This window comes from Ensifer sp. GW101-20A05, assembly GCF_059424735.1.
Window position 1 is genome coordinate 299,457 of the sequence record NZ_JBWKZT010000004.1, and the last position, 25,240, is coordinate 324,696.

Sequence of the window (25,240 nt, forward strand, 5' to 3'; positions counted from 1 at the left end):
GCGGCGCGACGTCGTGGCAGAGTGCGGCAATTGACGTTGACGTTTACGTAAAAATCAATAGTGTTCGGCGCAACGAGGATGCGCCCTGCGCGACCTGGCTATCTGGGAGGATCATCATGTACAAGGCACCCGTCGACGAGATCGCGTTTACGCTGAAACACGTGGCAGGCATGGGCGACGCGCTGCAATCGGGTGCGCTCGGCGACCTCGGCGAAGATCTGGTCGATGCCATCCTGTCGGAAGCGGGCCGATTCGCGACGGAGGAGGTGGCGCCCCTCGGCGACGTCGGCGACCGTCAGGGCTCGCGTCTGGTCGAAGGAAAGGTCGAGACGCCGGATGGCTGGCGTGACCTCTATCACAATTGGATCGCTGGCGGCTGGAACGGGTTGACGGCTCCAGAAGAATTCGGCGGCCAGAACCTGCCGCACATGCTGCATGTCGCCGCCATGGAGATGTGGAACGCCGGCTCCATGGCCTTCGCGCTTGGTCCGACACTCACCATGGGCGCCGTCGAGGCGCTGGAAAAGCACGGCTCGGAAGCGCTGAAAGCCACCTATCTGCCGAAGATGGTTTCCGGCGAATGGACCGGCACGATGAACCTGACGGAGCCGCATGCCGGCTCCGATCTCGGCGTGCTGAAGACCCGCGCCGAGCGCCGCGACGACGGCACCTACCGCATCTTCGGCCAGAAGATCTTCATCACCTGGGGCGAACACGACTTCACCGACAACATCGTCCATCTGGTGCTCGCCCGGCTTCCCGACGCGCCGGCGGGGACGAGGGGTATTTCGCTCTTCCTGGTGCCGAAGTTCCTGGTCAAGGATGACGGTTCGCTCGGCGAACGCAACGACCTCTTCTGCCATTCGCTCGAACACAAGCTCGGCATCCACGGTTCGCCGACCTGCACGATGATCTACGGCGACGGCAAGTTCGGCGCAGAGAAGGGCGCGATCGGCTATCTGATCGGCGAGGAAAACCGCGGTCTCGCCTGCATGTTCACCATGATGAACAATGCGCGTCTCGCCGTCGGCATGCAGGGCGTCGCCATCGCAGACGCCGCCACCCAGAAGGCGATCGCCTTTGCCAAGGAACGCACCCAGGGCAAAGCGCCCGGCTGGACGGGGCAGGGCATGAGCCCGATCATCGAGCATCCCGATGTCGCCCGCACGCTTCTGACGATGAAGGCGCTGACGCAAGGGTCGCGCGCGATCTCCTATGCCTGTGCCCACGCCGTCGACATGGCGCATGCGGCTGAAGGCGAAAAAGCAAAATACTGGCAGGAGCGCTCCAGCCTGCTGACGCCGATTGCCAAGTCCTTCTCGACCGACGCCGGCGTCGACGTAGCCTCGATGGGCATCCAGGTGCATGGCGGCATGGGCTTTATCGAGGAAACCGGTGCCGCCCGCTACCTGCGGGACGCCCGCATCGCCCCGATCTACGAGGGCACCAACGGCATCCAGGCGATCGATCTCGTCACCCGCAAGCTGCCGCTCTCCGACGGCGCGCATGTGCGCGGCTTCATCGGCGAACTGCGCGAGATCGCGCAGGCCGTGCGCGCCTCGAACCGGAATGGTTTCGGCGAGACGGCGGCGCGCCTTGATGCGGCACTGGATGATCTTTCGGCTGCGACGGAGTGGCTGATCGCGGCCGTCGCCGGCGGCAAGCTCGCCGAAGCGCTCGCTGGCGCGACGGCCTATCAGCGCCTGTTCGGCCTGACGCTGAGCGGCGCCTATCTGGCGAAGGGCGGTCTGGCCGAAGTGGCTGACGGCAAGGAAGACCAGCGCATCGCACTCTGCCGCTTCACCGCCGAAAACCTCCTGGCGGAAACGACCGCCCTGAAGGATCGTGTCGTCAACGGCGCCGACAGCCTGGCCGTCGCCCGCGCCGTTCTGGCTTGAGAGGAATTGTCATGACCGACCACGTGCTCATCGAGCGGCCGGAAGCCTATCCCGGCGTCCAGGTGATCCGCTTCAACCGGCCGGAAAAGAAGAACGCCATCACCCGCGACATGTACGCGAAGATGACCAATGCGCTGACGGTTGCCTCAAGCGATCCGGCCGTGCGCGCCACCGCCTTCCTGGGCACCGATGGTTGTTTCTCCGCCGGCAACGACATGGCCGATTTTCTCGCCTTCGCCATGGGTGGCTCCATGGGCATGGAGGTGATCGAGTTCCTGAAGGCGCTGGCGACCGCAACCAAACCCATCGTCTCGGGCGTCGATGGCCTGGCGATCGGCATCGGCACGACGATCCATCTGCATTGCGACCTGACGATCTCCTCTGAACGTTCGCTGTTCAAGACGCCCTTCGTCGATCTGGCGCTGGTGCCGGAAGCCGCGTCGAGCCTGATAGCGCCGCGCATCATGGGCCATCAGCGGGCTTTCGCCTTGCTTGCGGCGGGCGAGCCGCTCGATGCCAAAGGTGCGTTGGACGCAGGGCTGATCTGGAAGATCGTCGGCCAGGACGCGGTGGAAGAAGAAACGCTGGCACTCGCCGCCCGTCTCGCCAAAAAGCCGCCGGAAGCGCTTCGCATCGCCCGCGACCTCGTCCGTGGCGACCGCAGCGACGTTCTGGCGCGCATCGACGAGGAAGCCAAGCATTTCGCGGCGCAGTTGAAGAGCGCCGAAGCGCGTGCAGCCTTCGAGGCCTTCATGCGCCGCTAAGCAGTCTCCAGGCTTTTGCGAGTGGGAGAACGGGTGCCGCAGTGCACCCGTTTTTGCTTTCGGGGGCGGTGTTCTAGCCGCCGCACGGTAAAGATCGCGTTGCCGTCGGCATCGCGAACTTGCATAGATCAATTTTAATTTGTTCTTAAATAGCGATCGCTAGCGTGGGGCGCGATAGGCCTATCCTCACTTCGAGAGGCCCCAGCCGCATGAAGCATGGCTGGCTCCGCCTTCTGGCATGTTCAACGTTTTCCCGCAGGCGTCTGCGCTCCGTCCCTCCGGCGGACGAAGGATGCTGCGCGAAGATCATCGAGAGCTCATGTCCGGCGGGAGCCGCCGGCACCCCATTGGGAGCCCATCTTGTCCAAGCGATCGAACCTCATGACGCGGATCCTGGTTGCCGCGTCCTGTGTCGTCGTCGGCGCCTTTGCCGGCTTTTCCGTTTACATCGACACGCTGCAGCGTGGCACCACGACCAAGGCCGTCGAGGAGAACATTGCCTCATCCGGCACGCAGGCCGCCCAGAGCGTCGCCAAGTGGCTGAACGGCCGCGTCACGCTGACTGCGATGGTGGCCGATGCCACCGGCAACGTCGCGGACGATAGCGCCATCCAGCCGATCCTGAAGAACGACGTTCTGACCAGCGAGTTCATGTCGACCTATGTCGGCAATGAAAGCGGGAAGTTCATCACCTGGCCGGACAATCCGATGCCGGCCGGCTACGATCCGCGCCAGCGCCCCTGGTACCAGCAGGCCGTCAAGGCCGACGCCCGCGTCTTGACCGAGCCCTATGTCGACGCCTCCAGTGGCGCGCTGATCATCAGCGCCGCCGTCCCGGTCAAGCGTGATGGCAAGCTCTATGGCGTTGCGGCCAGCGACTTTTCGCTCGATACGCTGGTGGCAATGATCAAGGGCGTCGATGTCGGCGGTGAAGGCTTCGCCTTCCTCGCCAGCAAGGACGGCCAGATCCTCGTGCATCCGGATGCCAAGCTCGTCACAAAGTCGCTCACCGACGCCTTCCCGATCGACACGCCGACGATCGGCTCCGGCATCATGAACACCGAGCTCGGCGGCAAGCCGATGCTGGTGAGCTTCGTTCCGGTCCAGGGTCTGCCGTCGGTCGAATGGTATGTCGGCTTCGTCATTGATGCCGACGCCGCCTACTCGGCGATCGACCAGTTCCGCATCGCCGCCACCATCGCCACCATCCTGGCCGTCGGCGTGATGCTGGTCTTCCTTGCGACCTTCCTCAACCGTCTGGTCATCCGTCCGGTGACGGAGATGACCGGCGCGATGGAGAAGCTCGCTTCGGGCAACCACAACGTCGAAATTCCCGGCGAAGAGCGTACCGACCAGATCGGCTCGATGGCCGCGGCCGTCGCCATCTTCAAGGCGAATGCCGTCGAGCGTGCCCGTCTCGAAAGCGAAGCGGATGCGAACCGTTCGCTGTCGGAACGTGAGCGTCTGGAGCGCGAGGCGCAGAAGGTGCGGGATGCAGCTGAGATCCAGCAGGCCGTCGATGGTCTGGCGTCCGGCCTCGGCCGCCTGGCCGAAGGCGATCTCGCTTACCGGATCGACAACCCGTTCGCCGATCGCCTTGACCGTCTAAGGGCCGACTTCAACAACTCGGTCGCCAAGCTGCACGACACGCTCCGCGCTGTCGGCGCCAACGCCCGAGGCATCGATGCCGGTGCAACGGAAATCCGCTCGGCCGCCGACGATCTTGCCCGCCGCACCGAGCAGCAGGCAGCCTCGGTCGAAGAGACTGCTGCTGCTCTGGAAGAGATCACCACGACCGTCAAGGATTCCGCCCGCCGGGCCGAGGAAGTCGGCGCTCTCGTTGCCCGCACCCGTGCCGGCGCCGAGAAATCAGGCGAAGTCGTTGCGAACGCTGTCGAGGCGATGCACGCGATCGAGAAGTCTTCGGGCGAAATCTCCAACATCATCGGCGTCATCGACGACATCGCCTTCCAGACGAACCTGCTGGCGCTGAACGCCGGCGTCGAAGCGGCCCGTGCCGGCGAGGCCGGCAAGGGTTTCGCCGTCGTCGCCCAGGAAGTGCGCGAGCTTGCCCAGCGTTCGGCCAATGCCGCCAAGGAGATCAAGGCGCTGATCACCACCTCGGGCAACCAGGTGCGCAACGGCGTGACGCTCGTCGGCGATACCGGCAAGGCGTTGGAGATGATCGTCGCCGAAGTCCAGGAGATCAACAAGCACGTGAGCGCAATCGTGACCGCGACGCGCGAGCAGTCGACGGGTCTTCAGGAGATCAACACGGCCGTCAACACCATGGACCAGGGCACCCAGCAGAACGCGGCGATGGTCGAGGAGCAGACGGCGGCAAGCCATGGTCTTGCCTCCGAAGCCGCTTCGCTCAATGCGCTGCTCGCCCAGTTCAACCTCGGCGATACCCAGAGTACCTATGCGCCGGCACCGCGTCGCCGCGCTGCATAGGCAAAAAAAACACCTTAAATGCGAAACAAGACCCGGAGCGCAACTCCGGGTCTTTGCGTTTTGGCGCCCGCTTCTCGAAAATCGGTCGGCGTGCCCTAATTCGTTGTTCCGTCTTTCCTTTTTTACGGTTTGATAAAGTGTCGAAGCATACCTTTCGACTGCCGCGAAATGACTTCGCACCGCACATCCGCCGATAGAGTCCATCTCCCGAAAAGGTCGCCTCGGGGCAGCCGATGTGTTCCAGACACCTGCCTCACGCTGCGCGTGTTTCGGCTTTCCTTCACGCGTTCGAAGTTTGCTCGCGATCTGCTTTTTCAAGCGATCGCGCGAAGGGAGACGAACGGTGATTCTCAAGACTGCGACGGCACGAAACATGTTTGCCATTGTGATGACTGGCCTTTTGACCTGTATGGTCACGGCCGCCTTCGTGTTCTGGCTATCCTATCAGCAGCTGAAGGAACGCAGCATCGCTGAGATGACTAACGCCGCCTATACCAGCGCTGCGAATGTTGAGGCGAGGTTCGCAGAAACCAAGACGCTGGCGAACAATATGCGTTCCGCCCTCTATGCCATGAAAGACGGCGGCACCGCCTCGCGCGAAGGCACGGTGGCACTGCTGAAGAAGCTGATTGCCGACAACCCCTTGGCCGTCGGCCTCAGCACCGGTTGGGAACCAAATGCCTTCGATGGCAAGGACGCGGAGTATGCGGGCAAGCCGGGCCATGACGCCAGCGGCCGGTATGTTCCCTACATCGCCCGCTCGGGGGATAAGATTGTTCACGAGGCGCTGGTCGATTACGACAAGCCGGGCGCGGGCGACTACTATCAGGTCCCCAAGAAGACCGGCCGTGACATGATCACCGAGCCCTATTTCTACAAGATCAACGGCCAGGACGTGCTGATGACGTCGATCATGGTGCCACTGAAGCTCGACAATGCCTTCGTCGGTGTCGACGGCGTGGACATGGCCCTTGGTGAGCTCTCCAAGGAACTCGGCAAGCTGGCGCCGTTCGGCGACGGTTTCGTCTCGCTCATCAGCCAGGGCGGCAGCATCATCAGCCATCCAGACCAGACCTTCCTCGGAAAGTCGCTCAAGGACACCGGGCTTGAAGCCGGTGGTTGGGGACAGCTTCTGGGCAAGACCGAACACGCGATCGAAATCACGCATACGGATGGCTCGGTTCACATCGCCGTCGCCGTGCCGGTGAAGCTCCTGCCGGATACGACCTGGTACGTCGTGGTGTCCGTGCCCCAGGCAACGGTCTTTGCCGGCCTGTCCCATTTGGCGATGATCTCCATCGCGGTGATCGCGGTCGCGGCCTTGATCCTGATCCTTGCCGGTTGGACGCTCGCCAGCCGCTTCCGCAAGCGCGTCGCCAACGTCATTGGCGTTACCGGCCAGATTGCCGCTGGCGAGACCGACGTCGACCTGTCGGAGGCCGAGCGCAAGGACGAAATCGGCGATCTCGCCCGCTCGCTGCGCGTTCTGCGGGACGCGACGATTGCGAAGATGCAGCTCGAAAACGAAGCGGATGCGAACCGTTCGCTGTCGGAACGTGAGCGTCTGGAGCGCGAGGCGCAGAAGGCGCGGGATGCAGCTGAGATCCAGCAGGCCGTCGATGGTCTGGCGTCCGGCCTCGGCCGCCTGGCCGAAGGCGATCTCGCTTACCGGATCGACAACCCGTTCGCCGATCGCCTTGACCGTCTAAGGGCCGACTTCAACAACTCGGTCGCCAAGCTGCACGACACGCTCCGCGCTGTCGGCGCCAACGCCCGAGGCATCGATGCCGGTGCAACGGAAATCCGCTCGGCCGCCGACGATCTTGCCCGCCGCACCGAGCAGCAGGCAGCCTCGGTCGAAGAGACTGCTGCTGCTCTGGAAGAGATCACCACGACCGTCAAGGATTCCGCCCGCCGGGCCGAGGAAGTCGGCGCTCTCGTTGCCCGCACCCGTGCCGGCGCCGAGAAATCAGGCGAAGTCGTTGCGAACGCTGTCGAGGCGATGCACGCGATCGAGAAGTCTTCGGGCGAAATCTCCAACATCATCGGCGTCATCGACGACATCGCCTTCCAGACGAACCTGCTGGCGCTGAACGCCGGCGTCGAAGCGGCCCGTGCCGGCGAGGCCGGCAAGGGTTTCGCCGTCGTCGCCCAGGAAGTGCGCGAGCTTGCCCAGCGTTCGGCCAATGCCGCCAAGGAGATCAAGGCGCTGATCACCACCTCGGGCAACCAGGTGCGCAACGGCGTGACGCTCGTCGGCGATACCGGCAAGGCGTTGGAGACGATCGTCGCCGAAGTCCAGGAGATCAACAAGCACGTGAGCGCAATCGTGACCGCGACGCGCGAACAGTCGACGGGTCTTCAGGAGATCAACACGGCCGTCAACACCATGGACCAGGGCACCCAGCAGAACGCGGCAATGGTGGAAGAGCAGACGGCGGCAAGCCATGGTCTCGCCTCCGAAGCCGCTTCGCTCAATGCGCTGCTCGCCCAGTTCAACCTCGGCGAAGTGCCGACGGTAAGTGGTGGCCGTCGTCGCGCGGCTTGAGCGGAGCTCAGCGTGGCCATCGACAGAACGCTGCAATAACAAAGCGATAAGACCACTGTCGTGAATCGGTGTCGCAAGTGCTTCAAGCCTGACATGACAAAGGCCCGGGAAACCGGGCCCTTGTCATTGGGGTGTTCTTGACGCCGTCCGCCGACTTCTCGGCCTTGTCTTATTTCTCCAGTGTCGCCACCGCCTCGACATGAGACGACCAGAGGAACTGGTCGATCGGCGTCACCGAGGTGATGCGATAGCCGGCGGCGGTCAGGATCGAGAGGTCGCGCGCCAGCGTGACCGGATTGCAGGAAACGGCCACGATCTTCTTGACGCCGGAGCGGGCGATCTCTTGGCATTGAGCCTCGGCACCGGCCCTTGGCGGGTCGAAGACGATCGCGTCAAAGACCTTCAGTTCCTGCGCCATGACCGGCCGACGGAAGAGGTCGCGCTTCTCGATCGTTACCGGCTTCAGCCCTTGCGTGTTGCGCGCGGCGAAATCGAGCGCCTTCAGCGCCTTGTCCTCGCCCTCGACGGCATGGACTCGCGCCTTGCGGGCGATGCGCAGAGCGAAGGTGCCGCAGCCGGCAAAGAGATCGGCGACGCGCTTGGCCTTGCCGAGATGGTCGAGCACCAGCTTCGCCATCGCTTCCTCGGCTTGCGCCGTCGCCTGGGTGAAGCTGCCTGGCGGCGGCGAAACGGAAACGCCGCCGAAATCGATGACCGGTCTCACCGGCTCGACGATGATTTCGCCATTGAGGCTGACGCGGGCGATGCCTCGCTCGGCGAGCACCGCTTCGACCGTGCGGCGGCGTTCGCGGTCGTCGAGCTTCTTGATGCCGTCGACGGCGAGGTCGAGGCCAGAGAGCGTTTCGAGCACGGTGATACGGAAAGGCTCGGCATTGACGGCCATCGCCGTGCCGATTCTGGCGATGGTTGCGAGCTTCGAGACGATGCCCGGGCTCGCGATCGGACATTCGGAGATCGCGACGATGTGGTGGCTTTCGGCCTGGTTGAAGCCGAGAAGCAGGTCCTTCTCGGTCTTGCGCGCGGTGAAGACCGCGCGGCGGCGTTGGCCCGGTTCAGCGGTGATGAGCGGCGCCACATCCGGCTTCAGCCCTTTCGACTTCAAGGCAGCGATGACGAGATCGCGCTTGAAGCCGTGGTAGAGCGTGTCCGACGCATGCTGCAGCGTGCAGCCGCCGCAGGTGCCGTTGACACCATCGGGCCCGAAATGCCGACAGTGCGGCTCGATGCGCTCGGGTGACGGTTCCCTCAGCGAGATCAGCGTGCCGTGCGACTTGTTGACCGCCAGCGCCACACTTTCGCCGGGCAGCGTGAAGGGCGCATAGATCGGCCCGTCAGGGCCTTCTGCAATACCATCGCCCTGGGCGCCGAGCCGGTTGATGGTGACGGTCTCGGTGCTCATGGCTTCTTGCCCGCCAGCAGGAATTCGACATTGCCGTCGCCGCCGGCAATGGGCGAGGGGATGAGGCCGAGGCTCTGCCAGCCCATGTCCTCCACAAGCCAACGCTCGAGTTCGGCAGCAACGGCCGGCGCGCTGTCGGGGTCCTTGAGCAGCCCCGCCTTGCTGATCGCGTCGCGGCCGGCCTCGAACTGAGGCTTGACCAGCAGGATGCAGTGCGCGCCGGGAAGCGCCATCTCGAGCGCCGGGGGGAGGGCGAGCTTCAGCGAGATGAACGAGACGTCCGAGACGACGAAGGTGACTTCTCGGTTGTCGACGTCGTCCTCAGTCATCGCGCGGGCGTTGAGGCCCTCGATGCTGGTGACACGCGGGTCACCTTCGATGCGCGGATGGATCTGGCCGTGACCGACGTCGATGGCAACCACGTGCTCTGCGCCGCGCTTCAACAGCACTTCGGTAAAGCCGCCGGTCGAGGCACCGATATCGAGACAGCTTTCGCCCGAGGGGTCGAGCGCGAAATGGTCGAGTGCCGCGACAAGTTTCAACGCCGCGCGGGAGACATAGTCCTGCGCCGGGTCATCAATGGTGATCGTCACGCTTTCGGCGAACATCAATGACGGCTTGGTGACCGTGCGGCCATCGACCTTGACGGTGCCGCGCTGGATCGCATCTCGGGCGCGGGCGCGGCTGGCGACCAGTCCCGTGTTGAGCAGCAACTGATCCAGGCGCACCCTGTTTCTGTGTTCTTCATTCTGGCGTTCTTCTGACATGTGCTTCTCATGGCGACTTGCCGCCCCAATGGCAAGCCCCTCGCGCTCGGAGCGATGACCCGCTTTGGGCTTAACAGCTAGGAAACCCAAGAAATCGGGGAATACTTACCGTCCGGCGCCTGGCCAACGCTACACCAGTTGCCCCCGCCGAGCGGTTCAACCTCGCGGGCCTTTGTCTCGTGGCAATACAGCGATGGCGCAGGCGGGAACTCCGACGGTATGCACAAAAAGCAAAACCCCGACCAGAGCCGGGGTTTCGTTTCTAAACGGGCGCCGTTCGTGTTAGCCGGCAGCGCCGATGCCGATATCCTGCTTCTGGCCGAGCGCCTTGAAAACAGTCGAGACAATGCCGGCGCGGTCGAGGCCGGCGGCGGCATACATCGCCTCGGGCTTTGCCTGTTCCATCCAGATGTCGGGCATGACCATCGGGCGCACCTTGAGGCCGCCGTCGAGCAGGCCGTCTTCGGCCAGGAACTGCAGCACATGGCTGGCAAAACCGCCGACGGCGCCTTCCTCGATGGTGATCAGCACCTCATGGTTACGGGCCAGCTGGCGGATGAGGTCATGGTCAAGCGGCTTGGCAAAGCGGGCGTCGGCAACGGTCGTCGAAAGGCCGGCAGCGTCGAGATCTTCGGCGGCCAGCAGACAGTCGGCAAGGCGGGTGCCGAAGGAGAGCAGCGCCACCTTCGATCCTTGCTTGACGACGCGGCCCTTGCCGATCTCGAGGATCTGGCCGCGCTCGGGCATTTCGACGCCGACGCCTTCGCCGCGCGGATAACGGAACGAGATCGGGCCGGCATCATAGGCGGCGGCAGTGCGCACCATGTGCTTGAGCTCCGCCTCGTCCGCGGCAGCCATCACCACGAAACCGGGCAGGGTCGCCAGATAGGTCGTGTCGAACGAACCGGCATGGGTCGGACCGTCGGCGCCGACGAAGCCGGCGCGATCGATCGGGAAGCGCACGGGCAGGCCCTGGATCGCCACATCGTGCACCACCTGGTCGTAGCCACGCTGGAGGAAGGTGGAGTAAAGCGCTGCAAAGGGCTTGTAGCCTTCGGAAGCAAGACCGGCGGCAAAGGTTACGGCGTGCTGCTCGGCAATGCCGACGTCGAAGCAGCGCGACGGATGGACCTTGGCGAATTTGTCGAGACCGGTGCCGGACGGCATTGCGGCGGTGACGGCGACGATCTTGTCGTCGAAACCGGCTTCCTGCGTCAGCGCATCGGCAAAGACCGAGGTATAGGCCGGCGCATTCGGCTTGGCCTTCGCCTGGGCGCCGGTGATGACGTCGAACTTGTTGACCCCGTGATACTTGTCGGCCGCGGCTTCCGCCGGCGGATAGCCCTTGCCCTTCTGCGTCACCACATGGATCAGCACCGGACCCTTGGCATTGTCGCGCACATTGCGCAGCACCGGCAGGAGATGGTCGAAGGAGTGCCCATCGATCGGGCCGATATGGTAGAAGCCCATCTCTTCGAAGAGCGTGCCGCCGGTGACGTAGCCGCGGGCATGCTCGACAGCGCGGGTGATCGCCCGGTCGACGGTCTTGCCGAGATAGGCGGTCAGCTTCTTACCAACCTCGCGGATGCCCATATAGGTGCGGCCCGAGGCAAGGCGTGCCAGATAGGCGCTCATCGCGCCGGTCGGCGGCGCAATCGACATGTCGTTGTCGTTGAGGATGACGATCAGGCGGGCGTCGAGCGCGCCGGCATTGTTGAGCGCCTCATAGGCCATGCCGGCCGAAAGCGCGCCGTCGCCGATGACGGCGATGACGTTGCGGTTCTTGCCGTCGAGATCGGCGGCGACCGCCATGCCAAGGCCGGCGGAAATCGAGGTCGAGGAATGGGCGGCGCCAAAGGGGTCGTACTCGCTCTCGGCACGGCGGGTGAAGCCGGAAAGGCCGCCTTCCTGGCGGAGCGTGCGGATGCGGTCGCGACGGCCGGTCAGGATCTTGTGCGGATAGCACTGGTGGCCGACGTCGAAGATCAGCCGGTCATCCGGCGTGTTGAAGACCTTGTGGATGGCAATCGTCAGTTCGACAACGCCGAGGCCGGCGCCGAGATGGCCGCCGGTGCGCGACACCGCGTCGATCATTTCCGCTCGGACCTCACCGGCAAGCTGCGGCAGATCCTTGTCGTCGATCTTCTTCAGATCGTCGGGGAAAGTCACCTTGTCGAGCAAGGGAGTAGCCGGCATCGGATTGGTTGGCAGTTGTGTCACGCTGCATGCCTCATGCGCGCCGTGGGATCAGGCGCGCGATAGTTGGTGGTACCGTCGAAGCGGCTCTTTAGACGCAATCGTTGCTGAATGCAAAATTAGGCGTTCCTGCGTCGTCAACCAAGAGACTAGCGCATGATTCTGTGAATCGAAATCGATTCAAGCGCCATGAGGCAATGTTGCGCGGTTTTATGCGCTCATGCCGTTCTACTTGCGGTCGAGATCAGCTTTCGGGCAGGGGAACAAATTCTTCCTCGTCGCCGGGCACGATGTCGAAGCGGCCGGTACGCCACTCTTCCTTGGCCTTCTCGATGCGCTCCTTGGAGGAGGAGACGAAGTTCCACCAGATGTGGCGGGCGGAGCCAAGTGCTGCACCGCCGAAGAGCATGACGTGACAGCCCTCAGGCCCGGCGGTCACCGTGATCTCGTCGCCCGGACGGAAGACGAGCAGCTGGTTGTCGGCAAAGTGATCGCCGGCGATGATCGCCTCGCCGGAGAGAATGTACAGCGCGCGTTCTTCCCACTGTGCGGCAAAGGGGGCGCTTTTGCCCGGAGCGATGTTGAGGTCGACATAGATGGTGTCGGTGAAAACCGAGACGGGCGACTTCGCGCCTTCGAAATTGCCGAGGACAACCCGCGCCTTGATGCCGTCGTCGCTCATATGCGGCAGCATGCGCTCCTCGGTGTGGCTGAAAATCGGGTCGATTTCTTCCTTGTGGTCGGGCAGCGCCAGCCAGGTTTGCAAGCCGGAAATCGAGCGAGCGTGGCCGCGCTGGTTTTCGGGCGAGCGCTCGGAATGCACGATGCCGCGGCCGGCGGTCATCAGGTTCACGTCGCCGGGGCGGATCACCATCTCTGTGCCGAGACTGTCGCGATGCTTGATCTCGCCGTCGAAGAGATAGGTGACGGTCGAAAGCCCGATATGCGGATGCGGGCGCACGTCGATAGCCTCGCCGGCGCGCAACAGCGCCGGGCCCATGCGGTCGAAGAAGATGAAGGGACCGACCAGGCGCCGCTTCGCCGACGGCAGGGCGCGGCGAACCTGCAGCCCGCCGATATCGCTGGTGCGCGGAACGATCAGATGTTCGATGGCGTCACAGGCGGGTTTGTCGCCGGCGAGCAGATCGGGGCCTGGAAAGAAAGACATGGCGCGTGCTCCCGTTTCTTGCTGTCATATCAATAACTAGCGCCTGCGCACTGAGGCGGCTAGGGACCAATCCGATACGAAGCGTTTCTGCGGAGCAATCAATCCGCTTCTCAATCGGCGTCGAGCGGCTCCACGCCCTGCGGTTTGCCGGCCCGGTCGAGGCGGATCTTTTCGATGCGGTCTTCGGCAGCCTTCAGCAGCGCCTCGCAATGCTTCTTCAGCGCTTCGCCGCGCTCGTAGATCTCGATCGACTTGTCGAGGGCGACGTCGCCGCGCTCCAGCGCCGAGACGATCCGCTCCAATTCCTCGACGGCCTGCTCGAAGGTGAGGGCGGAAACGTCCGGTTGCGTGGTGTTGTTCATGGTTACCCTCTCATCAGTCTTGAGATATGCAGGCCGGCCGATTCGGCCAGGCCTTGAAGGTCATAGCCGCCTTCGAGCAGGCTGACCATGCGGTTGCCGGCGCTGCGATCGGCGATCTCGTGCAGACGCCCGGTCGCCCAGTCGAAATCCTCGGCGACGAGGTTGATCTGTGCCAGCGGATCGCGGTGATGGGCATCGAAGCCGGCGGAAATCAGGATGAAGTCCGGCCGGAAATTGGTGAGCGCAGCAAGCACGCGGCTGCGGAACGCCTCGCGGAATTGCTCGCTGCCCATGTTCGGCGACAGCGGCGCATTGACGATGTTGCCCTTGATGCCCGTCTCGTCCTTGGCGCCGGTGCCGGGGTAAAGCGGCATCTGGTGCGTCGAACAGAACAGCACAGACGGATCGTTCCAGAAAATGTCCTGCGTGCCGTTGCCGTGGTGCACGTCCCAATCAACGATCGCAACGCGCTCGGCGCCATGGGCCTTCTGGGCGTACCGGGCGGCAATCGCCACCGTGTTGAACAGGCAGAAGCCCATCGCCTTGTTCTTTTCTGCATGGTGTCCCGGCGGGCGCGCCGCGATGAAGGCGTTGTCGGCCTCGCCGGAAAAGACCGCATCGACCGCCGCAGTCGCGCCGCCGATGCCGGTCAAGGCGGCGTCAAGGCTCAACGGGCTGGCATAGGTGTCCGCCTCGAAATGGTTGAGGCCTTCCTCCGGGATGGCGCGCTTGACGTTACGCAGGTGTTCTTCCGGGTGAACGAGCAGAACGAGATCTTCGCTCGCCTTCTTCGCCTCGATCCGCTTGAGATCGGCGAAGTTCGGATGTTCGAGCGCAAGGTTCAGCGCCTTCAGCCGGTCCGGCCGTTCGGGATGCCCCTCCGGAACCTCGTGTTCCAGAAAGACCGGATTTTCATAGAGGAACGTGGTCATGTCGCGAAACCTAGTGCTGTCACCCTGCAAGGTCCATGGCGAGGCAGTCGAAAGGCGGAATTTTCAACAGCGCGGATCGAGCAGCAGTTTGCCGTCGCGGCCCGCATCTGCCTGATGCGTAAGCGCCGCGCCGAGCTGGCTCAATGGATAGATCTCCGCGATCCGGCTGGAGAAGAGGCCTGATCGCAAGCCGTCGAAACTTCTCGCAAAAGCCGCTTCAATCGCCGGTCGCCCGGCCGAATGTACCCATGTGCGCAGCCACAGGAACGAGAAGCGGATATCCGGCCGCGACTGGATCACTGCCTGAGATACCGGCACGCCGCTCAGCGCCCCGTACTGGATGAAGGCGCCGCCGGGTTCGAGGGTGCGAAGAATGAGATCGCCGGCAAACGGACCGCCGACGGCGTCGATGATCGCGTCGAGCCGGAGTTCGGGTATGCGGCTCTCGTCGCCAAGAACGACGTGGCCGGGAACCTCGCTTGCAAGCCGCTCGGCGCTGCGTTGTCTGCGAACGATGCCAATGGCCTTCGCCCCTTCGCCGGCAAGCAGCTTCATCAGCATCCCGCCGATCGCGGACCCTGCCGCCGTGACGCCGATGCGGCGCCGGTCGAGCGCGCCGAAATGCGCGCGCAGCGCCTCGACCAGTTGCAGTGCGGTCAGCGGATTGACGTAGCAGGTGGCCGCATAGGTCTCACTGATGTCGTCGGGCAGTGTGAAACACCATTCGGCCGGTCGCAGCAGATACTCCTGCCAGAGGCCGCTGGCGCCGATCGGTACCACGCGGTCGCCGGGTTTCAGCGAAGTCACGCCGCCGCCGACGCGCGTCACCGTACCGAAGCCCTCGAAGCCCGGAACGAAGGGCAGGGTGGTGCGGGCGCTGTAGGCGCCGGTCACCGGGATGAGATCGGACGGGTTGATGGCGGCAAGCGACAGCGCTACTTCGACGTCGCCCGGTCCCGGTGCGACGCGTTCCCGATCGACGACCGCAATCACTTGCCGGGGGTCGCCGAACTGTCTAACGAGGGTGGAGCGCATCGTCGGGGAGCCTCGCATGGACGGCAGGGAGCTGGAGAACGTTACGGAAATCCGTATTCCGTTTCGCGATATAGACATGCACGGCCATATGCACAATGCCGCCTATTATGCCCATGCGGAAGCAGCCCTTTCCAGTCTCTGGCGCCACCGCCCGCATGTGGTGAACGAGCCGAGCTATCTCGTGCGCCGCTCGGCCTGCGTCTATCACCGCGGCCTGCGCTACGACGAACCGGCCCGCTTCACTGTCAACGTAACAAAGATCGGCGGCAGCTCGATCAGCTTCGCCGTCAAGGTCGAGGCGCGCGGCCAACTTGTGGCGGAAGTGGAGGTCGTCTGGGTGGCGGTCGATCCGCAACGCCACACTCCGCTGCCGCTGCCGACCGCGACACGGGAATGGCTGGCGGCCTATACGGTCTGAACCAAAGCAATTGCAGGAAAAGTGCGAAGCGGATTTCCGTCCGCAATGCGCACCCTTCAGTTACGATTGCAGGAAAAGTGCGAAGCGGTTTTCCGTCCGCAATTGCGTACCCTCCAGCTACGATTGCAGGAAAAGTGCGAAACGGTTTTCCGTCTGGAACTGCGCGCGCTCAGACGGCGCGAAACAGGGCGACGATGCCCATGCCGCCGCCAACGCCCATCATCGCCAGTCCTTCGGTGCCGGCGGGCGCGGTCGACATTTGCGAGAAAAGCCGGACCGCAAGGATTGCTCCTGATGCGCCATAGGGATGGCCGAGCGCGATGGCGCCGCCATCGAGATTGACCCTTTCCTCCGCAATATCGAGCTGGTCGAGACTGCCAAGCACCTGTGAAGCGAAGGCCTCGTTGAATTCGATGAAATCGACCTTGGCCGGATCGAGCGCGGGTTGCCGCACTTTCAGCTTCTGTATAGCCGGCACGGGGCCGAGACCGAGGAGATTGGGATGGACGCCGGCCGTCGCGGCATCGACGAATTCGAGCATGAAGGGAACGCGAAGTCGCTGGGCCTCGGCAAGGCTGGTCACCAGCACCACGGCCGCGCCATCATTGATCGGGCAGGCATTGCCGGCGGTCACCGTGCCACCCTCGACGAAGACCGGCTTTAGCCGCTGCAGTGTTTCCATCGACGCGTTCGGACGCGGGCACTCATCGCGAGACACAAAGCCCGCCGCCGTCTCGATCGGCACGATCTCGCGGACGAAACGGCCGGCAAGCTCGGCTTCAACGGCGCGGCGATGGCTTTGAAGCGCAAAGGTATCCTGCCGTTCGCGAGAGATCCTACAGGCGGTCGCGACGTTTTCGGCGGCGACGCCCATGTCCGGATCGCCGATCTCGTCCGGCGCCATGCGGGCGCGCTTGACGGGCGCGAGCTCGCCGCCGCGCTCCAGCGGCGGCCTCAGACGGATATGCGCGCGGCTGGCGCTCTCGGTCCCGCCGGCCAGGTAGAAGCGGCCGGCACCCGCCTGGATCATCCGCGCCGCGAGCGCGATCGCCTCCAGCCCGGAGCCGCATTGCCGATCGACGGTCACGCCCGGCGTCGAGACCGGCAGGCCTGCTTCGAGCGCTGCGAGCCGGGCGAGATTGCCGGCGCTGTTTGCGGCATTGCCGAGAATGACGTCGTCGATCTCGGTCGCTTCAAGCCCGACGTCGCCGAGAATACGGGCGATCAGCGGTGCTGCCAGCTGCGACGGTTCGATATCGCGAAGCGTGCCGTTGACCCGGCCGATTGGCGTCCGGAGCGCGGCGATGATCACCGGTATGCGTGCCGGCTCAGTCGATGAGTTCGAGAGCATCGTTTCCATCCGCGATCCATTGCCTGAGCGTGCCCGCCGCTACCTTGCCCGACTGCGTCATTGGCATCTTCGGGCAGAGCCAGATGCGGCGCGGATGTTTGTAGCGCGGCAGATGGGCAGCGAGATGACGCTCAAGTGCTTCTCGGTCAAATATGCTGCCATCCGGCTCGATGACGGCGACGAGTTCGCTGCCGAGGTCGGGATGATCAAGGCCGAGGACGAGCGCAGCGTGAACGTCAGGGTAGGCGACAAGTGTCGCCTCCACTTCCTGCGGGTAGATGTTGTTGCCGCCCGACAGCACCATGCCGCCGGCGCGCCCGAGAAGATGAAGCGTACCGTCGTCCTCGAGGAAGCCGATGTCGCCCACCGTCGCAAGCTGGCCAAGACGGCGGAAACCGGCGCCATCGGCGTCGCCGACATAACCGTCGGAGATGAGGGCGCTGTCGACGAAGATCGTCCCCGTTTCGCCTGTGGGCACTTCATCCCCTGTGTCATTGCGAATGCTGAGCGCAACGCCGGGAAAGGCGCTGCCGACGGCGGTGGCCGAAGCGGTGTCGTCCTTTGTTGCGACGCTGATGAAGCCCAGTTCCGAGGCGCCGTAATATTCGATGACCTCCGCTTTCGGAAAAGCGAGTGCGGCGACGGCGCGATCGCTCGCCGTCAGTTTGGCGCCGGCGACGGTGATCTGTGTGACGCAGGCCTGCGGTCTGTTCGTGGCCGCTGCGCAGAGCCGCCGCAGCATCGTCGGTACCAGCACCAGGCGTTTCACTTTCTCCGTCTCGATGATGGTTAGCGCTCGCGCTGCGTCGAAATGAGCCGCCCCGATGAATTCGGCGCCGGCGACGAGCGTTTCTGCGAGCGCGTAGAGCGTCAGCCCGTGCGCCAGGGGACCGGGAGCAAAGGTGCGGGTGCCATGGTCGATGCCAAAAAAGCGCGCGCCGGTGGCCAGGCTCCTGCGCCACGAGCCGCGATCACGGATGATCGCTTTCGGCGCGCCGGTCGTTCCCGAGGTGAAAACGACCAGAAACGGCTCGCTTTCTTTGCCGGCTGCGAGTGGCGCTCGCTCTTTGCCGTCGCTCTCGTGGAAGGATCGCGTCTCGCCGCTTGCCGGAGCGTGAAGAGACAAGTCCGCGCCATTGGCGCTGACGATAAGATCGGGAGACAAGCGGTCGCGCATGGCCTGGCGGGTTGCGGCCGGCAGATGCGGGTCGATCAGCGCGACGCAATAGCCTTGGCTGGTGGCGGCGAGAAAGGCGGCGGCGAAGAGTGGATGATTGCCGGCCTCAAGTACGATCAGGCGCGCGCGGTTTCCAAGCACGCTGCGGTGCCCGGCGCTCCCCGCCAAACCGTCGAATGCCGCAAAGAGCTGTCCGGCGAGGCGCTCCAGCTTATCGAAAGTGAAAACCCGGCCCTCCATACGGAAGGCCGGGGCATACGGATGTTCGTCCGCGTGGCGATGGACCGCGGCGGCCAACGGCATCGGTTCAGGCGCGCGCCGGCAGCAGCGGATAGCCGGCATAGACGGCGCGCGCGGCCAGCGTCGCGATCGCTGCCTTCAAGAGGTCGCCCGGGATGAAGGCGAGCGAACCGGTGGCGACGGTCAGGAGCGGCGTGCCGGTAACCGCCGAAACCCAGGGCATGCCGATCGCATAAAGCACGACGATGCCGCCGAGGACGGAGGCGAGGAAGAAGCCGATGAACTGGCGCGTTTCCGCCTGGCCCTCGCGCACGGTGCGCTGGGCAATCAGGCCGGTGACAAAGGTGGCGACGACCCAGCCGATGATGAAGCCGCCCGATGGGCCGGCCAACACGGCAAGGCCGCCGCGACCACCCGAGAGCACCGGCAGGCCGATGGCGACCAAAAGCAGGAACAGGAGAAAGGCGAGCGCGCCGCGCTTGGCGCCGAGAATGCACCCCGCGAGCATCACGCCCATCGACTGGGCGGTGATCGGCACCGGAATGAAGCCGAGCGTGATCGGCGGAATGAGGCCAAGCACGACGACGATCGCGGCGAAGAGGGCGATGAGGACGAGATCTCTGGTGTTCATGACGTTGCGGTTCCCTGTGTATTAGATTTTTCGCATCTATTGGCGACGAAATCCGCGCGCGTCAATTGCCGCCGCGATGGTATCGGCATCTTTGAGCGTCAGGATGATCAGCGGCCCGATGATCGTCAACGGTCGGATCGGCAGGCCGCGGGCGCGGTGCGCCTCGCGGATCGCCTCGTAGCGCGCGAAGATGTCGGGGACGAAGCGCAGCACCAGCCCGAGCGCCAGGCTGACATCGGCCGCCCGCAGCCAACCCAACCGTTCGAAAGGGGTCAAGAGGATGGTGATCTCGTCCATGAAGGCGCTGATCGTCGTAGTCGCCGTGACCGCGGCCGCAAACAGCACCAAGGCCATCAGCCTCAATGTCAGGGTCGCGACCTCGCCGACCGGCAGCAGAAAAAGGTTGACCGCGGCCAGAAAGAAGATCGTCAGGAAGACGAAGCCGACGCGCGCGATTGCCTCCTTCAGGGAGAGCCCAACGGAAAGATAGAGGCCGGCAGCAAGGACGAAGGCGATCGCCTGCAGCACCAGTGAACCGCTGAGGAAGAGGACGATGCTCAGGGCTACGAGTGCAATGAGCTTCACTCTCACCGGCAGGCGGTGCAGCAGGCTGTCGCCTTCGATGTGCAGGCTCGTCAGCATCCGGCGATCTCGTGGTAGCGGCGAATGGTCTCGTGCGGGTCGCCGTCGGCCGCAAGCCGCCCTTCATGGAAGAGCAGCAGCCGGTCGACATTCTCGACGAGTGCAAGATCGTGGGTGATCACGACAGTATCCTCCGGCAGCCCCTCGATCGTTTCGGCGACGTGTCGTCGATTGCGCAGGTCGAGCTGGTTTGTCGGCTCATCGAGGATGAGGATTTTCGGATCGGTGACGACGACGCTCGCCATGGCGACGAGCTGCGTCTCTCCGCCCGAAAGCTCATGCACGCGCCGTCGTGCCAGATGTTCGATGCCGAAGCGCGACAGCGCGCCTTGCATGCGGCGGTCGATTTCCTCGCGCGAAAGGCCACGGTTCTTCAAGCCGAAGGCGATGTCTTCGGCGACGATGGGCATGATCAGCTGGTGCTGCGGGTTCTGGAAGATAAAGCCGGCTTCGGAAAGCACGGCGCGATCGTCTTCGACCGTGTTCAGCCCGTTGACCATCACTCGGCCCGAGGAAGGCTTGACCAGGCCATTGATCAGCCGGGCGAAAGTGGTCTTGCCGGAACCGTTGAGCCCGATGATGCCGACGCGCTTTTCGCTGAGCGTCAAATTCAATGGATGCAATGCCACCCGCTCGCCGAAGCGGACCGCGCAATCGGTAAAGCGGATGTCCATTCCGTCCCTCGCTATCTTCGGCCCGCGCCGTTTTCGGGGTGCTCTATAGGCCAAGTCCGGCAACAAGGGCAATGCGGTGGAGCGGGGCCGAGATGCGGGCGGAACACGGCGCATACATTTCCTCATGCTGCTGCAGTTTGAATTATGGGAATAAAAGCCTATTCTTGTCGCCATGACGATTCGCCTTTCCAACAGCGACGCCCGTCGCATCTTCCTCGCCAAGCAGGGTCTTTCCGGCGCTCCGAACCGTGCGCTCGGCAAGGAGGGCTTGCTGAAGCTCATCCACGACATCGGCTTCGTGCAGGTGGACAGCATCGCCACGGTCGAGCGCGCCCATCACCAGATCCTGTTTGCCCGCAACCAGACCTACCGGCGCGAACATCTGACGGCGCTCCTGGAAGACGATCGAGACCTGTTCGAGCACTGGACGCACGACGCCTCGATCATTCCGAGCAGCTTCTTCCGCTACTGGAAGCACCGCTTCAAATGGGAAGGCGAGACGATCGTCGAGCGCTGGCAGAAATGGCGTGGCGAGGGCTTCGAGAAGGGCTGTGACGAGACCTATCAGCGCATCGCCGAGGGCGGACCGGTGCTGGCCCGCGACCTCAAGGAAGCGGAGCATGAGTCCGGCGGCTGGTGGAACTGGCATCCCTCGAAGACCGCACTCGAAGTGCTCTGGCGCACCGGAAAACTGGCGATCGCGCGGCGTGAGAATTTCCAGAAGGTCTATGATCTGACCGAGCGGGTGATCCCGCCGCATCATCAGGATGGCGACGTCAGCCACCAGGAATTCATCGATTGGGCTTGCCGCAGTGCGCTCGAACGCCTGGGCTTTGCCACCCATGGCGAGATCGCCGCTTTCTGGGATCTCGTATCCCCCGACGAGGCGAAGACCTGGGTTGCCGAGCATCGCGATGAGCTTTGCGAAGTGTTGATCGAGGCGATCGATGGCGGCCGTCCGCGCGCCGCCTTCGCCTTCACCGGTTTTCCGCAAACGCTCGGCGATATCCCCGAACCGCCGGGCCGTGTCCGCGTACTCAGCCCCTTCGACCCGCTGCTGCGCGACCGCAACCGCACCGAGCGCCTGTTCGGCTTCTTCTATCGCATCGAGATCTTCGTGCCCGAGGCAAAGCGCGAATACGGCTACTATGTCTTTCCACTGATCGAAGGTGACCGGATGATCGGCCGCATCGACATGAAGGCGGACCGCAAGCGCGGCAGCCTCGATGTGCGCAAGCTCTGGCTCGAGACGGGCGTCCGCGCGTCGGCCGGCCGCCTGGAGCGCATCGATGCGGAGCTCGAGCGTGTTGCCCGTTTTGCAGGCGTCGAAAAAGTGGAGCGTCTCGAAGGCTGGAACGCATCGCTTACGTGATATTTTCCTTGGCTTGAACCCGCGGCCTTCCTAAATGGAGGCGATAGAATTTCTCGATGCGGGAGCGCACTGCCATGAACACCGATCTGATGAGCCTCTTCGATGCCGACGAGGCAACGATCCGCAAGGTTCTCTCGGAGACGCTCGCCGGTGCCGACGACGGCGAACTGTTCCTTGAACATGCGCAAGCCGAGGTGCTGTCCTTCGACAACGGCCGTCTGAAGGGCGGCAGCTTCAACACCGACCAGGGTTTCGGTCTTCGTGCCGTCGCCGGAGAAGCGGTCGGCTACGCCCATTCAGGCGAGCTTTCCCTGTCGGCGCTTCGCCGCGCCTCCGATGCGGTGGCCCAGGTCACCCGCGGTTATGCCGGCTCCTACGCGGCCGCGCCGCAGCGCACCAACAAAAAGCTCTATGGCGACGAGAACCCGATCGGCGAGCCGAGCTTTGAGGCGAAGGTTGCCCTCCTGCAGGACATCGACGCCTACCTGCGCGCCAAGGATCCCAAGGTTCGCCAGGTGACGGCGTCGATCGCGGCAAGCTGGCAGGTTGTCGACATCCTCCGCGCCGACGGCCACCGCGTGCATGACGTCAGGCCGATGACCCGCATCAACATCTCCGTCGTCACCGGTGACGGTGACCGCCAGGAAAGTGGTTCCTTCGGCACCGGCGGGCGTCGCGGCTTCGGCGATTTCGTCACCGAGGAAAACTGGAAGATGGGTGCCGACGAGGCGCTGCGCCAGGCGCTGGTTAATCTCGAAGCGATCGATGCACCGGCCGGCACCATGGACGTGGTGCTCGCCTCCGGCTGGCCCGGCGTCATGCTGCATGAGGCTGTCGGCCATGGCCTCGAAGGTGATTTCAACCGCAAGAAAACGTCGGCTTTCGCCGGCCTGCTCGGCGAGCAGGTCGCCGCCAAGGGTGTGACCGTCGTTGACGATGGCACCATCGAGGCGCGCCGTGGTTCGATTTCCATCGACGATGAAGGCACGCCTTCCGGCTACAACGTGCTGATCGAGGACGGCAAGCTCGTCGGTTACATGCAGGATCGGCAGAATGCCCGCCTGATGGGCATGGCGCCCACCGGAAACGGCCGCCGCCAGGGCTATGCCCATGTGCCGATGCCGCGCATGACCAACACATACATGCTGTCAGGTGACAGGACGCCGGAAGAAATCATCGCTTCCGTCAAGAAGGGTATCTATGCCGTTTCCTTCGGCGGCGGCCAGGTGGACATCACCTCCGGCAAGTTCGTCTTCGGCTGCACCGAGGCCTACCTGATCGAGAACGGCAAGATCGGCGCGCCCGTGAAAGGCGCCATGCTGATCGGCAACGGTCCGGACGCGATGAAGCGCGTGACCATGGTCGGTAACGACACCAAGCTCGACACCGGCATCGGCAATTGCGGCAAGGCCGGCCAGTGGGTGCCCGTCGGCGTCGGCCAGCCGCACCTGCGCATGGATCAAATCACGGTCGGCGGCACGCAGGCGTAAGATTGCATGGCGGTCTTCAAGCTGTCATTTCCGTCGCCGGAGACCGCCACGCCAAGCCACGAACTCAGGTTCAACGGGGATGCTGGCGAGATCGTGCGGCGCCGCGGAAGATGAGCGCGAGGAGGGATTGCTCCTTGGCTACACCGAGGAGCAATGTGACTGGTGGCCCGCCAATCGTTTCCGCAGGATCATCGCGGAAACATGACGAAGGCTGCCTCTGTCGCCGCCTCCGCTCACCCGCGTGACGGCAGCATCATGCAATCATAGGAGCGCTGCTTGAGCGCATCGCAGGCGGCCGCTGCCGCATCACGGCTCGAGAACCCGACGAAGCGGGCGCGGTAGATGGCATTGGCGCCCTTGCCGACAGCTTCAGTGTAGGGTGTGGCTCCGGCGAGGGGAGCGCCGGCTTCGGAGCGTGCCTGAGCGAGCAGCATGCGGGCTGCCTCGGCAGACGGTGCCGCTGAAATCTGGATCTGCCAACCGCCAGCTGCAGCCGGTGCCGCCGCCGTCGTTTCGATCTCAGCCACCTCGGTGGGACGTTCCGCAGGTATAGCGGCTGTGGATGTTGCCGCAATCAAAGCGGCAACGGAATCCTGCTTCGTCCGCTGGGGCGCGGCAAAGGGCATTGGAACGTCCAATGTCGCGGCCGACGTCACCTCGACCACCTTCCCGCCGCGGGTGGACGCGACCAGCTGCCGCCCGATCTTAGTCGAAGCCTTGCCGACATGGCGATCGAGAAGTGCCGCCATCTTGGCATCGCGGCTGCGCGCCGACCGCCCACCGAGCACGACGCCGACCACCCGGCGATTGCCGTCCTTGACGGCGCTGACGAGATTGAAGCCGGAAGCGTTGGTATAGCCGGTCTTGATGCCGTCCATGCCCTCGTAGCGATACATCAGATTGTTGTGGCCGCGGACCTTGCGGCCGCGGAAGCTGAAGCTCTCGGTGGCAAACAGCCGGTATTCCCTGGGAAAGTCGCGCATCAGCGCGACGGCAAGCGTCGCCATCTCACGCGCTGTCGTCACCTGCTGGCTGGCCGGCAAGCCGGAGGCGTTGGTGAAGACCGTCTTGCGCATGCCGAGCTGCCGCGCCTTGGCGGTCATCATCCGGGCGAAGTTGGCCTCGGAGCCTCCGAGCCTTTCCGCCATCGCCGTCGCCGCGTCGTTGCCTGAGCGCACGATCATGCCGAGCACGGCCTCGCGAACCGTGATAGTCATGCCGGACTTGAGGCCGAGGCGCATCGGTGGCTTGGCGGCGGCTGCCTTCGAGACCTTGATTTTGCTGTCCCACGAAAGTTCGCCGCGCCGCAGCGCCTCGAAGGTCATGTAGACCGTCATCATCTTGGTCAGCGAGGCCGGATGGTTGAGCACGTCAGGGTTTTCGGCCGAGAGGACTTTGCCGGTGCGCGCATCCAGTACCAGCGAGGCGGTTCCGGCGATTGCCGTTGCGGACCCAAGCGCGAAAGCGAAGATCGCAAGCAGGAGGCAGCGCAAAGTTTTCATGTCGATCCCCGTCGGAAAGCGCCGTCGGCCGGGCGCAAAGCTGTTTCGTTTTGTGACAAGGTGCGTGTCTTTGTTGCAACTTTAGGGCGGAATGTGGCGGTCCCGCCCTGTTTTCGGGGCCGTGGTAAATGGCCAATGAATGTCCTCTCCGTTCAACAAGGTTTAACGCCCTCGCCGTTAACTTTCCAGGCCTGTATGC

The 25,240-nt window shown here is 64.0% G+C and carries 20 protein-coding genes; 7 read left to right on the forward strand and 13 right to left on the reverse strand.

Annotation, left to right across the window (positions count from 1 at the left end):
• The first annotated feature begins 116 nt into the window (after positions 1–116).
• From AC070A_RS13295 to AC070A_RS13310, 4 genes are all read left to right on the forward strand, one after another.
• Positions 117–1,898, forward strand: coding sequence for an acyl-CoA dehydrogenase family protein (locus AC070A_RS13295; protein ID WP_057250739.1), 1,782 nt, complete (start codon positions 117–119; stop codon positions 1,896–1,898).
• Positions 1,899–1,909: 11 nt separating this feature from the next.
• Entirely contained in the window at positions 1,910–2,662 is a 753-nt protein-coding gene (locus AC070A_RS13300; RefSeq protein ID WP_057250737.1) for a crotonase/enoyl-CoA hydratase family protein, read from the forward strand.
• 360 nt (positions 2,663–3,022) lie between these two features.
• The gene (gene mcpU, locus AC070A_RS13305) at positions 3,023–5,116 is read left to right on the forward strand and encodes a methyl-accepting chemotaxis protein McpU (protein ID WP_492384500.1); all 2,094 of its coding nucleotides are present in this window, start codon (positions 3,023–3,025) and stop codon (positions 5,114–5,116) included.
• A 343-nt stretch (positions 5,117–5,459) separates the two neighbouring features.
• Positions 5,460–7,664, forward strand: a complete 2,205-nt coding sequence (locus AC070A_RS13310; RefSeq protein WP_113736774.1) for a methyl-accepting chemotaxis protein — start codon at positions 5,460–5,462, stop codon at positions 7,662–7,664.
• A gap of 169 nt (positions 7,665–7,833) precedes the next feature.
• On the opposite strand, the gene AC070A_RS13315 is transcribed toward AC070A_RS13310, so the two are convergent.
• The 7 genes from AC070A_RS13315 to AC070A_RS13345 form a co-directional block, all read right to left on the reverse strand.
• Positions 7,834–9,084 (reverse strand): class I SAM-dependent RNA methyltransferase, encoded by a 1,251-nt coding sequence (locus AC070A_RS13315; protein WP_112995314.1) that lies wholly within the window; start codon positions 9,082–9,084, stop codon positions 7,834–7,836.
• On the reverse strand, positions 9,081–9,851 hold the full coding sequence (locus AC070A_RS13320; RefSeq protein WP_058320397.1) for a TlyA family RNA methyltransferase: 771 nt from the start codon (positions 9,849–9,851) through the stop codon (positions 9,081–9,083). The genes AC070A_RS13315 and AC070A_RS13320 overlap by 4 nt, the downstream gene beginning before the upstream one ends.
• 282 nt (positions 9,852–10,133) lie before the next feature.
• Entirely contained in the window at positions 10,134–12,047 is a 1,914-nt protein-coding gene (gene dxs / locus AC070A_RS13325) for a 1-deoxy-D-xylulose-5-phosphate synthase (RefSeq protein ID WP_057250732.1), read from the reverse strand.
• 244 nt (positions 12,048–12,291) lie between these two features.
• Positions 12,292–13,215: a pirin family protein gene (locus tag AC070A_RS13330; RefSeq protein WP_113736775.1), complete on the reverse strand. Its 924-nt coding sequence runs from the start codon at positions 13,213–13,215 to the stop codon at positions 12,292–12,294.
• A 110-nt stretch (positions 13,216–13,325) separates the two neighbouring features.
• Positions 13,326–13,577, reverse strand: coding sequence for an exodeoxyribonuclease VII small subunit (locus tag AC070A_RS13335; RefSeq protein ID WP_058320395.1), 252 nt, complete (start codon positions 13,575–13,577; stop codon positions 13,326–13,328).
• A 2-nt stretch (positions 13,578–13,579) separates the two neighbouring features.
• The gene (locus AC070A_RS13340; RefSeq protein WP_112995315.1) at positions 13,580–14,509 is read right to left on the reverse strand and encodes a histone deacetylase family protein; all 930 of its coding nucleotides are present in this window, start codon (positions 14,507–14,509) and stop codon (positions 13,580–13,582) included.
• A 63-nt stretch (positions 14,510–14,572) separates the two neighbouring features.
• Entirely contained in the window at positions 14,573–15,544 is a 972-nt protein-coding gene (locus tag AC070A_RS13345) for a zinc-dependent alcohol dehydrogenase family protein (protein WP_113736776.1), read from the reverse strand.
• Positions 15,545–15,560: 16 nt separating this feature from the next.
• Here AC070A_RS13345 and AC070A_RS13350 point away from each other — a divergent pair, with 16 nt between their 5' ends.
• Positions 15,561–15,962 (forward strand): acyl-CoA thioesterase, encoded by a 402-nt coding sequence (locus AC070A_RS13350; RefSeq protein WP_057250723.1) that lies wholly within the window; start codon positions 15,561–15,563, stop codon positions 15,960–15,962.
• 169 nt (positions 15,963–16,131) lie between these two features.
• On the opposite strand, the gene AC070A_RS13355 is transcribed toward AC070A_RS13350, so the two are convergent.
• From AC070A_RS13355 to AC070A_RS13375, 5 genes are read right to left on the reverse strand one after another with little or no spacing between them, the layout of a single operon-like run.
• Entirely contained in the window at positions 16,132–17,313 is a 1,182-nt protein-coding gene (locus AC070A_RS13355; protein WP_112995465.1) for a thiolase family protein, read from the reverse strand.
• The gene (locus AC070A_RS13360) at positions 17,291–18,793 is read right to left on the reverse strand and encodes a class I adenylate-forming enzyme family protein (protein WP_058320530.1); all 1,503 of its coding nucleotides are present in this window, start codon (positions 18,791–18,793) and stop codon (positions 17,291–17,293) included. The genes AC070A_RS13355 and AC070A_RS13360 overlap by 23 nt, the downstream gene beginning before the upstream one ends.
• Before the next feature lie 4 nt (positions 18,794–18,797).
• Entirely contained in the window at positions 18,798–19,361 is a 564-nt protein-coding gene (locus AC070A_RS13365) for a biotin transporter BioY (protein ID WP_058320391.1), read from the reverse strand.
• A gap of 36 nt (positions 19,362–19,397) precedes the next feature.
• Positions 19,398–20,003, reverse strand: coding sequence for a CbiQ family ECF transporter T component (locus AC070A_RS13370; RefSeq protein ID WP_082640658.1), 606 nt, complete (start codon positions 20,001–20,003; stop codon positions 19,398–19,400).
• Positions 19,997–20,677: an energy-coupling factor ABC transporter ATP-binding protein gene (locus AC070A_RS13375; RefSeq protein WP_112995318.1), complete on the reverse strand. Its 681-nt coding sequence runs from the start codon at positions 20,675–20,677 to the stop codon at positions 19,997–19,999. The genes AC070A_RS13370 and AC070A_RS13375 overlap by 7 nt, the downstream gene beginning before the upstream one ends.
• Before the next feature lie 172 nt (positions 20,678–20,849).
• Between AC070A_RS13375 and AC070A_RS13380 the strand changes: the two genes are divergently transcribed.
• Positions 20,850–22,049 carry a winged helix-turn-helix domain-containing protein gene (locus AC070A_RS13380; protein ID WP_112995319.1) on the forward strand — a complete coding sequence of 400 codons (1,200 nt, stop codon included), beginning with the start codon at positions 20,850–20,852 and terminating at the stop codon, positions 22,047–22,049.
• Between the two features lie 74 nt (positions 22,050–22,123).
• A complete protein-coding gene (gene tldD / locus AC070A_RS13385; RefSeq protein ID WP_112995320.1) occupies positions 22,124–23,539 on the forward strand; it encodes a metalloprotease TldD in 1,416 nt (471 codons plus the stop codon).
• 233 nt (positions 23,540–23,772) lie between these two features.
• Here the strand turns inward: tldD and AC070A_RS13390 are convergent, their stop codons facing one another.
• The gene (locus AC070A_RS13390) at positions 23,773–25,032 is read right to left on the reverse strand and encodes a D-alanyl-D-alanine carboxypeptidase family protein (RefSeq protein WP_373419807.1); all 1,260 of its coding nucleotides are present in this window, start codon (positions 25,030–25,032) and stop codon (positions 23,773–23,775) included.
• Between the last annotated feature and the right edge of the window lie 208 nt (positions 25,033–25,240).

Excerpts from the sequence above, each read along its gene's own strand:
- AC070A_RS13365 (WP_058320391.1), bottom strand. The coding sequence starts at position 19,361 with ATGAACACCAGAGATCTCGTCCTCATCGCCCTCTTCGCCGCGATCGTC.
- AC070A_RS13315 (WP_112995314.1), bottom strand. The coding sequence starts at position 9,084 with ATGAGCACCGAGACCGTCACCATCAACCGGCTCGGCGCCCAGGGCGAT.
- AC070A_RS13355 (WP_112995465.1), bottom strand. The coding sequence starts at position 17,313 with ATGCTCTCGAACTCATCGACTGAGCCGGCACGCATACCGGTGATCATC.
- AC070A_RS13340 (WP_112995315.1), bottom strand. The coding sequence starts at position 14,509 with ATGACCACGTTCCTCTATGAAAATCCGGTCTTTCTGGAACACGAGGTT.
- AC070A_RS13320 (WP_058320397.1), bottom strand. The coding sequence starts at position 9,851 with ATGTCAGAAGAACGCCAGAATGAAGAACACAGAAACAGGGTGCGCCTG.
- AC070A_RS13330 (WP_113736775.1), bottom strand. The coding sequence starts at position 13,215 with ATGTCTTTCTTTCCAGGCCCCGATCTGCTCGCCGGCGACAAACCCGCC.
- AC070A_RS13335 (WP_058320395.1), bottom strand. The coding sequence starts at position 13,577 with ATGAACAACACCACGCAACCGGACGTTTCCGCCCTCACCTTCGAGCAG.
- AC070A_RS13345 (WP_113736776.1), bottom strand. The coding sequence starts at position 15,544 with ATGCGCTCCACCCTCGTTAGACAGTTCGGCGACCCCCGGCAAGTGATT.
- AC070A_RS13295 (WP_057250739.1), top strand. The coding sequence starts at position 117 with ATGTACAAGGCACCCGTCGACGAGATCGCGTTTACGCTGAAACACGTG.
- AC070A_RS13300 (WP_057250737.1), top strand. The coding sequence starts at position 1,910 with ATGACCGACCACGTGCTCATCGAGCGGCCGGAAGCCTATCCCGGCGTC.
- tldD (WP_112995320.1), top strand. The coding sequence starts at position 22,124 with ATGAACACCGATCTGATGAGCCTCTTCGATGCCGACGAGGCAACGATC.
- AC070A_RS13360 (WP_058320530.1), bottom strand. The coding sequence starts at position 18,793 with ATGCCGTTGGCCGCCGCGGTCCATCGCCACGCGGACGAACATCCGTAT.
- AC070A_RS13375 (WP_112995318.1), bottom strand. The coding sequence starts at position 20,677 with ATGGACATCCGCTTTACCGATTGCGCGGTCCGCTTCGGCGAGCGGGTG.
- AC070A_RS13350 (WP_057250723.1), top strand. The coding sequence starts at position 15,561 with ATGGACGGCAGGGAGCTGGAGAACGTTACGGAAATCCGTATTCCGTTT.
- AC070A_RS13380 (WP_112995319.1), top strand. The coding sequence starts at position 20,850 with ATGACGATTCGCCTTTCCAACAGCGACGCCCGTCGCATCTTCCTCGCC.
- dxs (WP_057250732.1), bottom strand. The coding sequence starts at position 12,047 with ATGCCGGCTACTCCCTTGCTCGACAAGGTGACTTTCCCCGACGATCTG.
- AC070A_RS13370 (WP_082640658.1), bottom strand. The coding sequence starts at position 20,003 with ATGCTGACGAGCCTGCACATCGAAGGCGACAGCCTGCTGCACCGCCTG.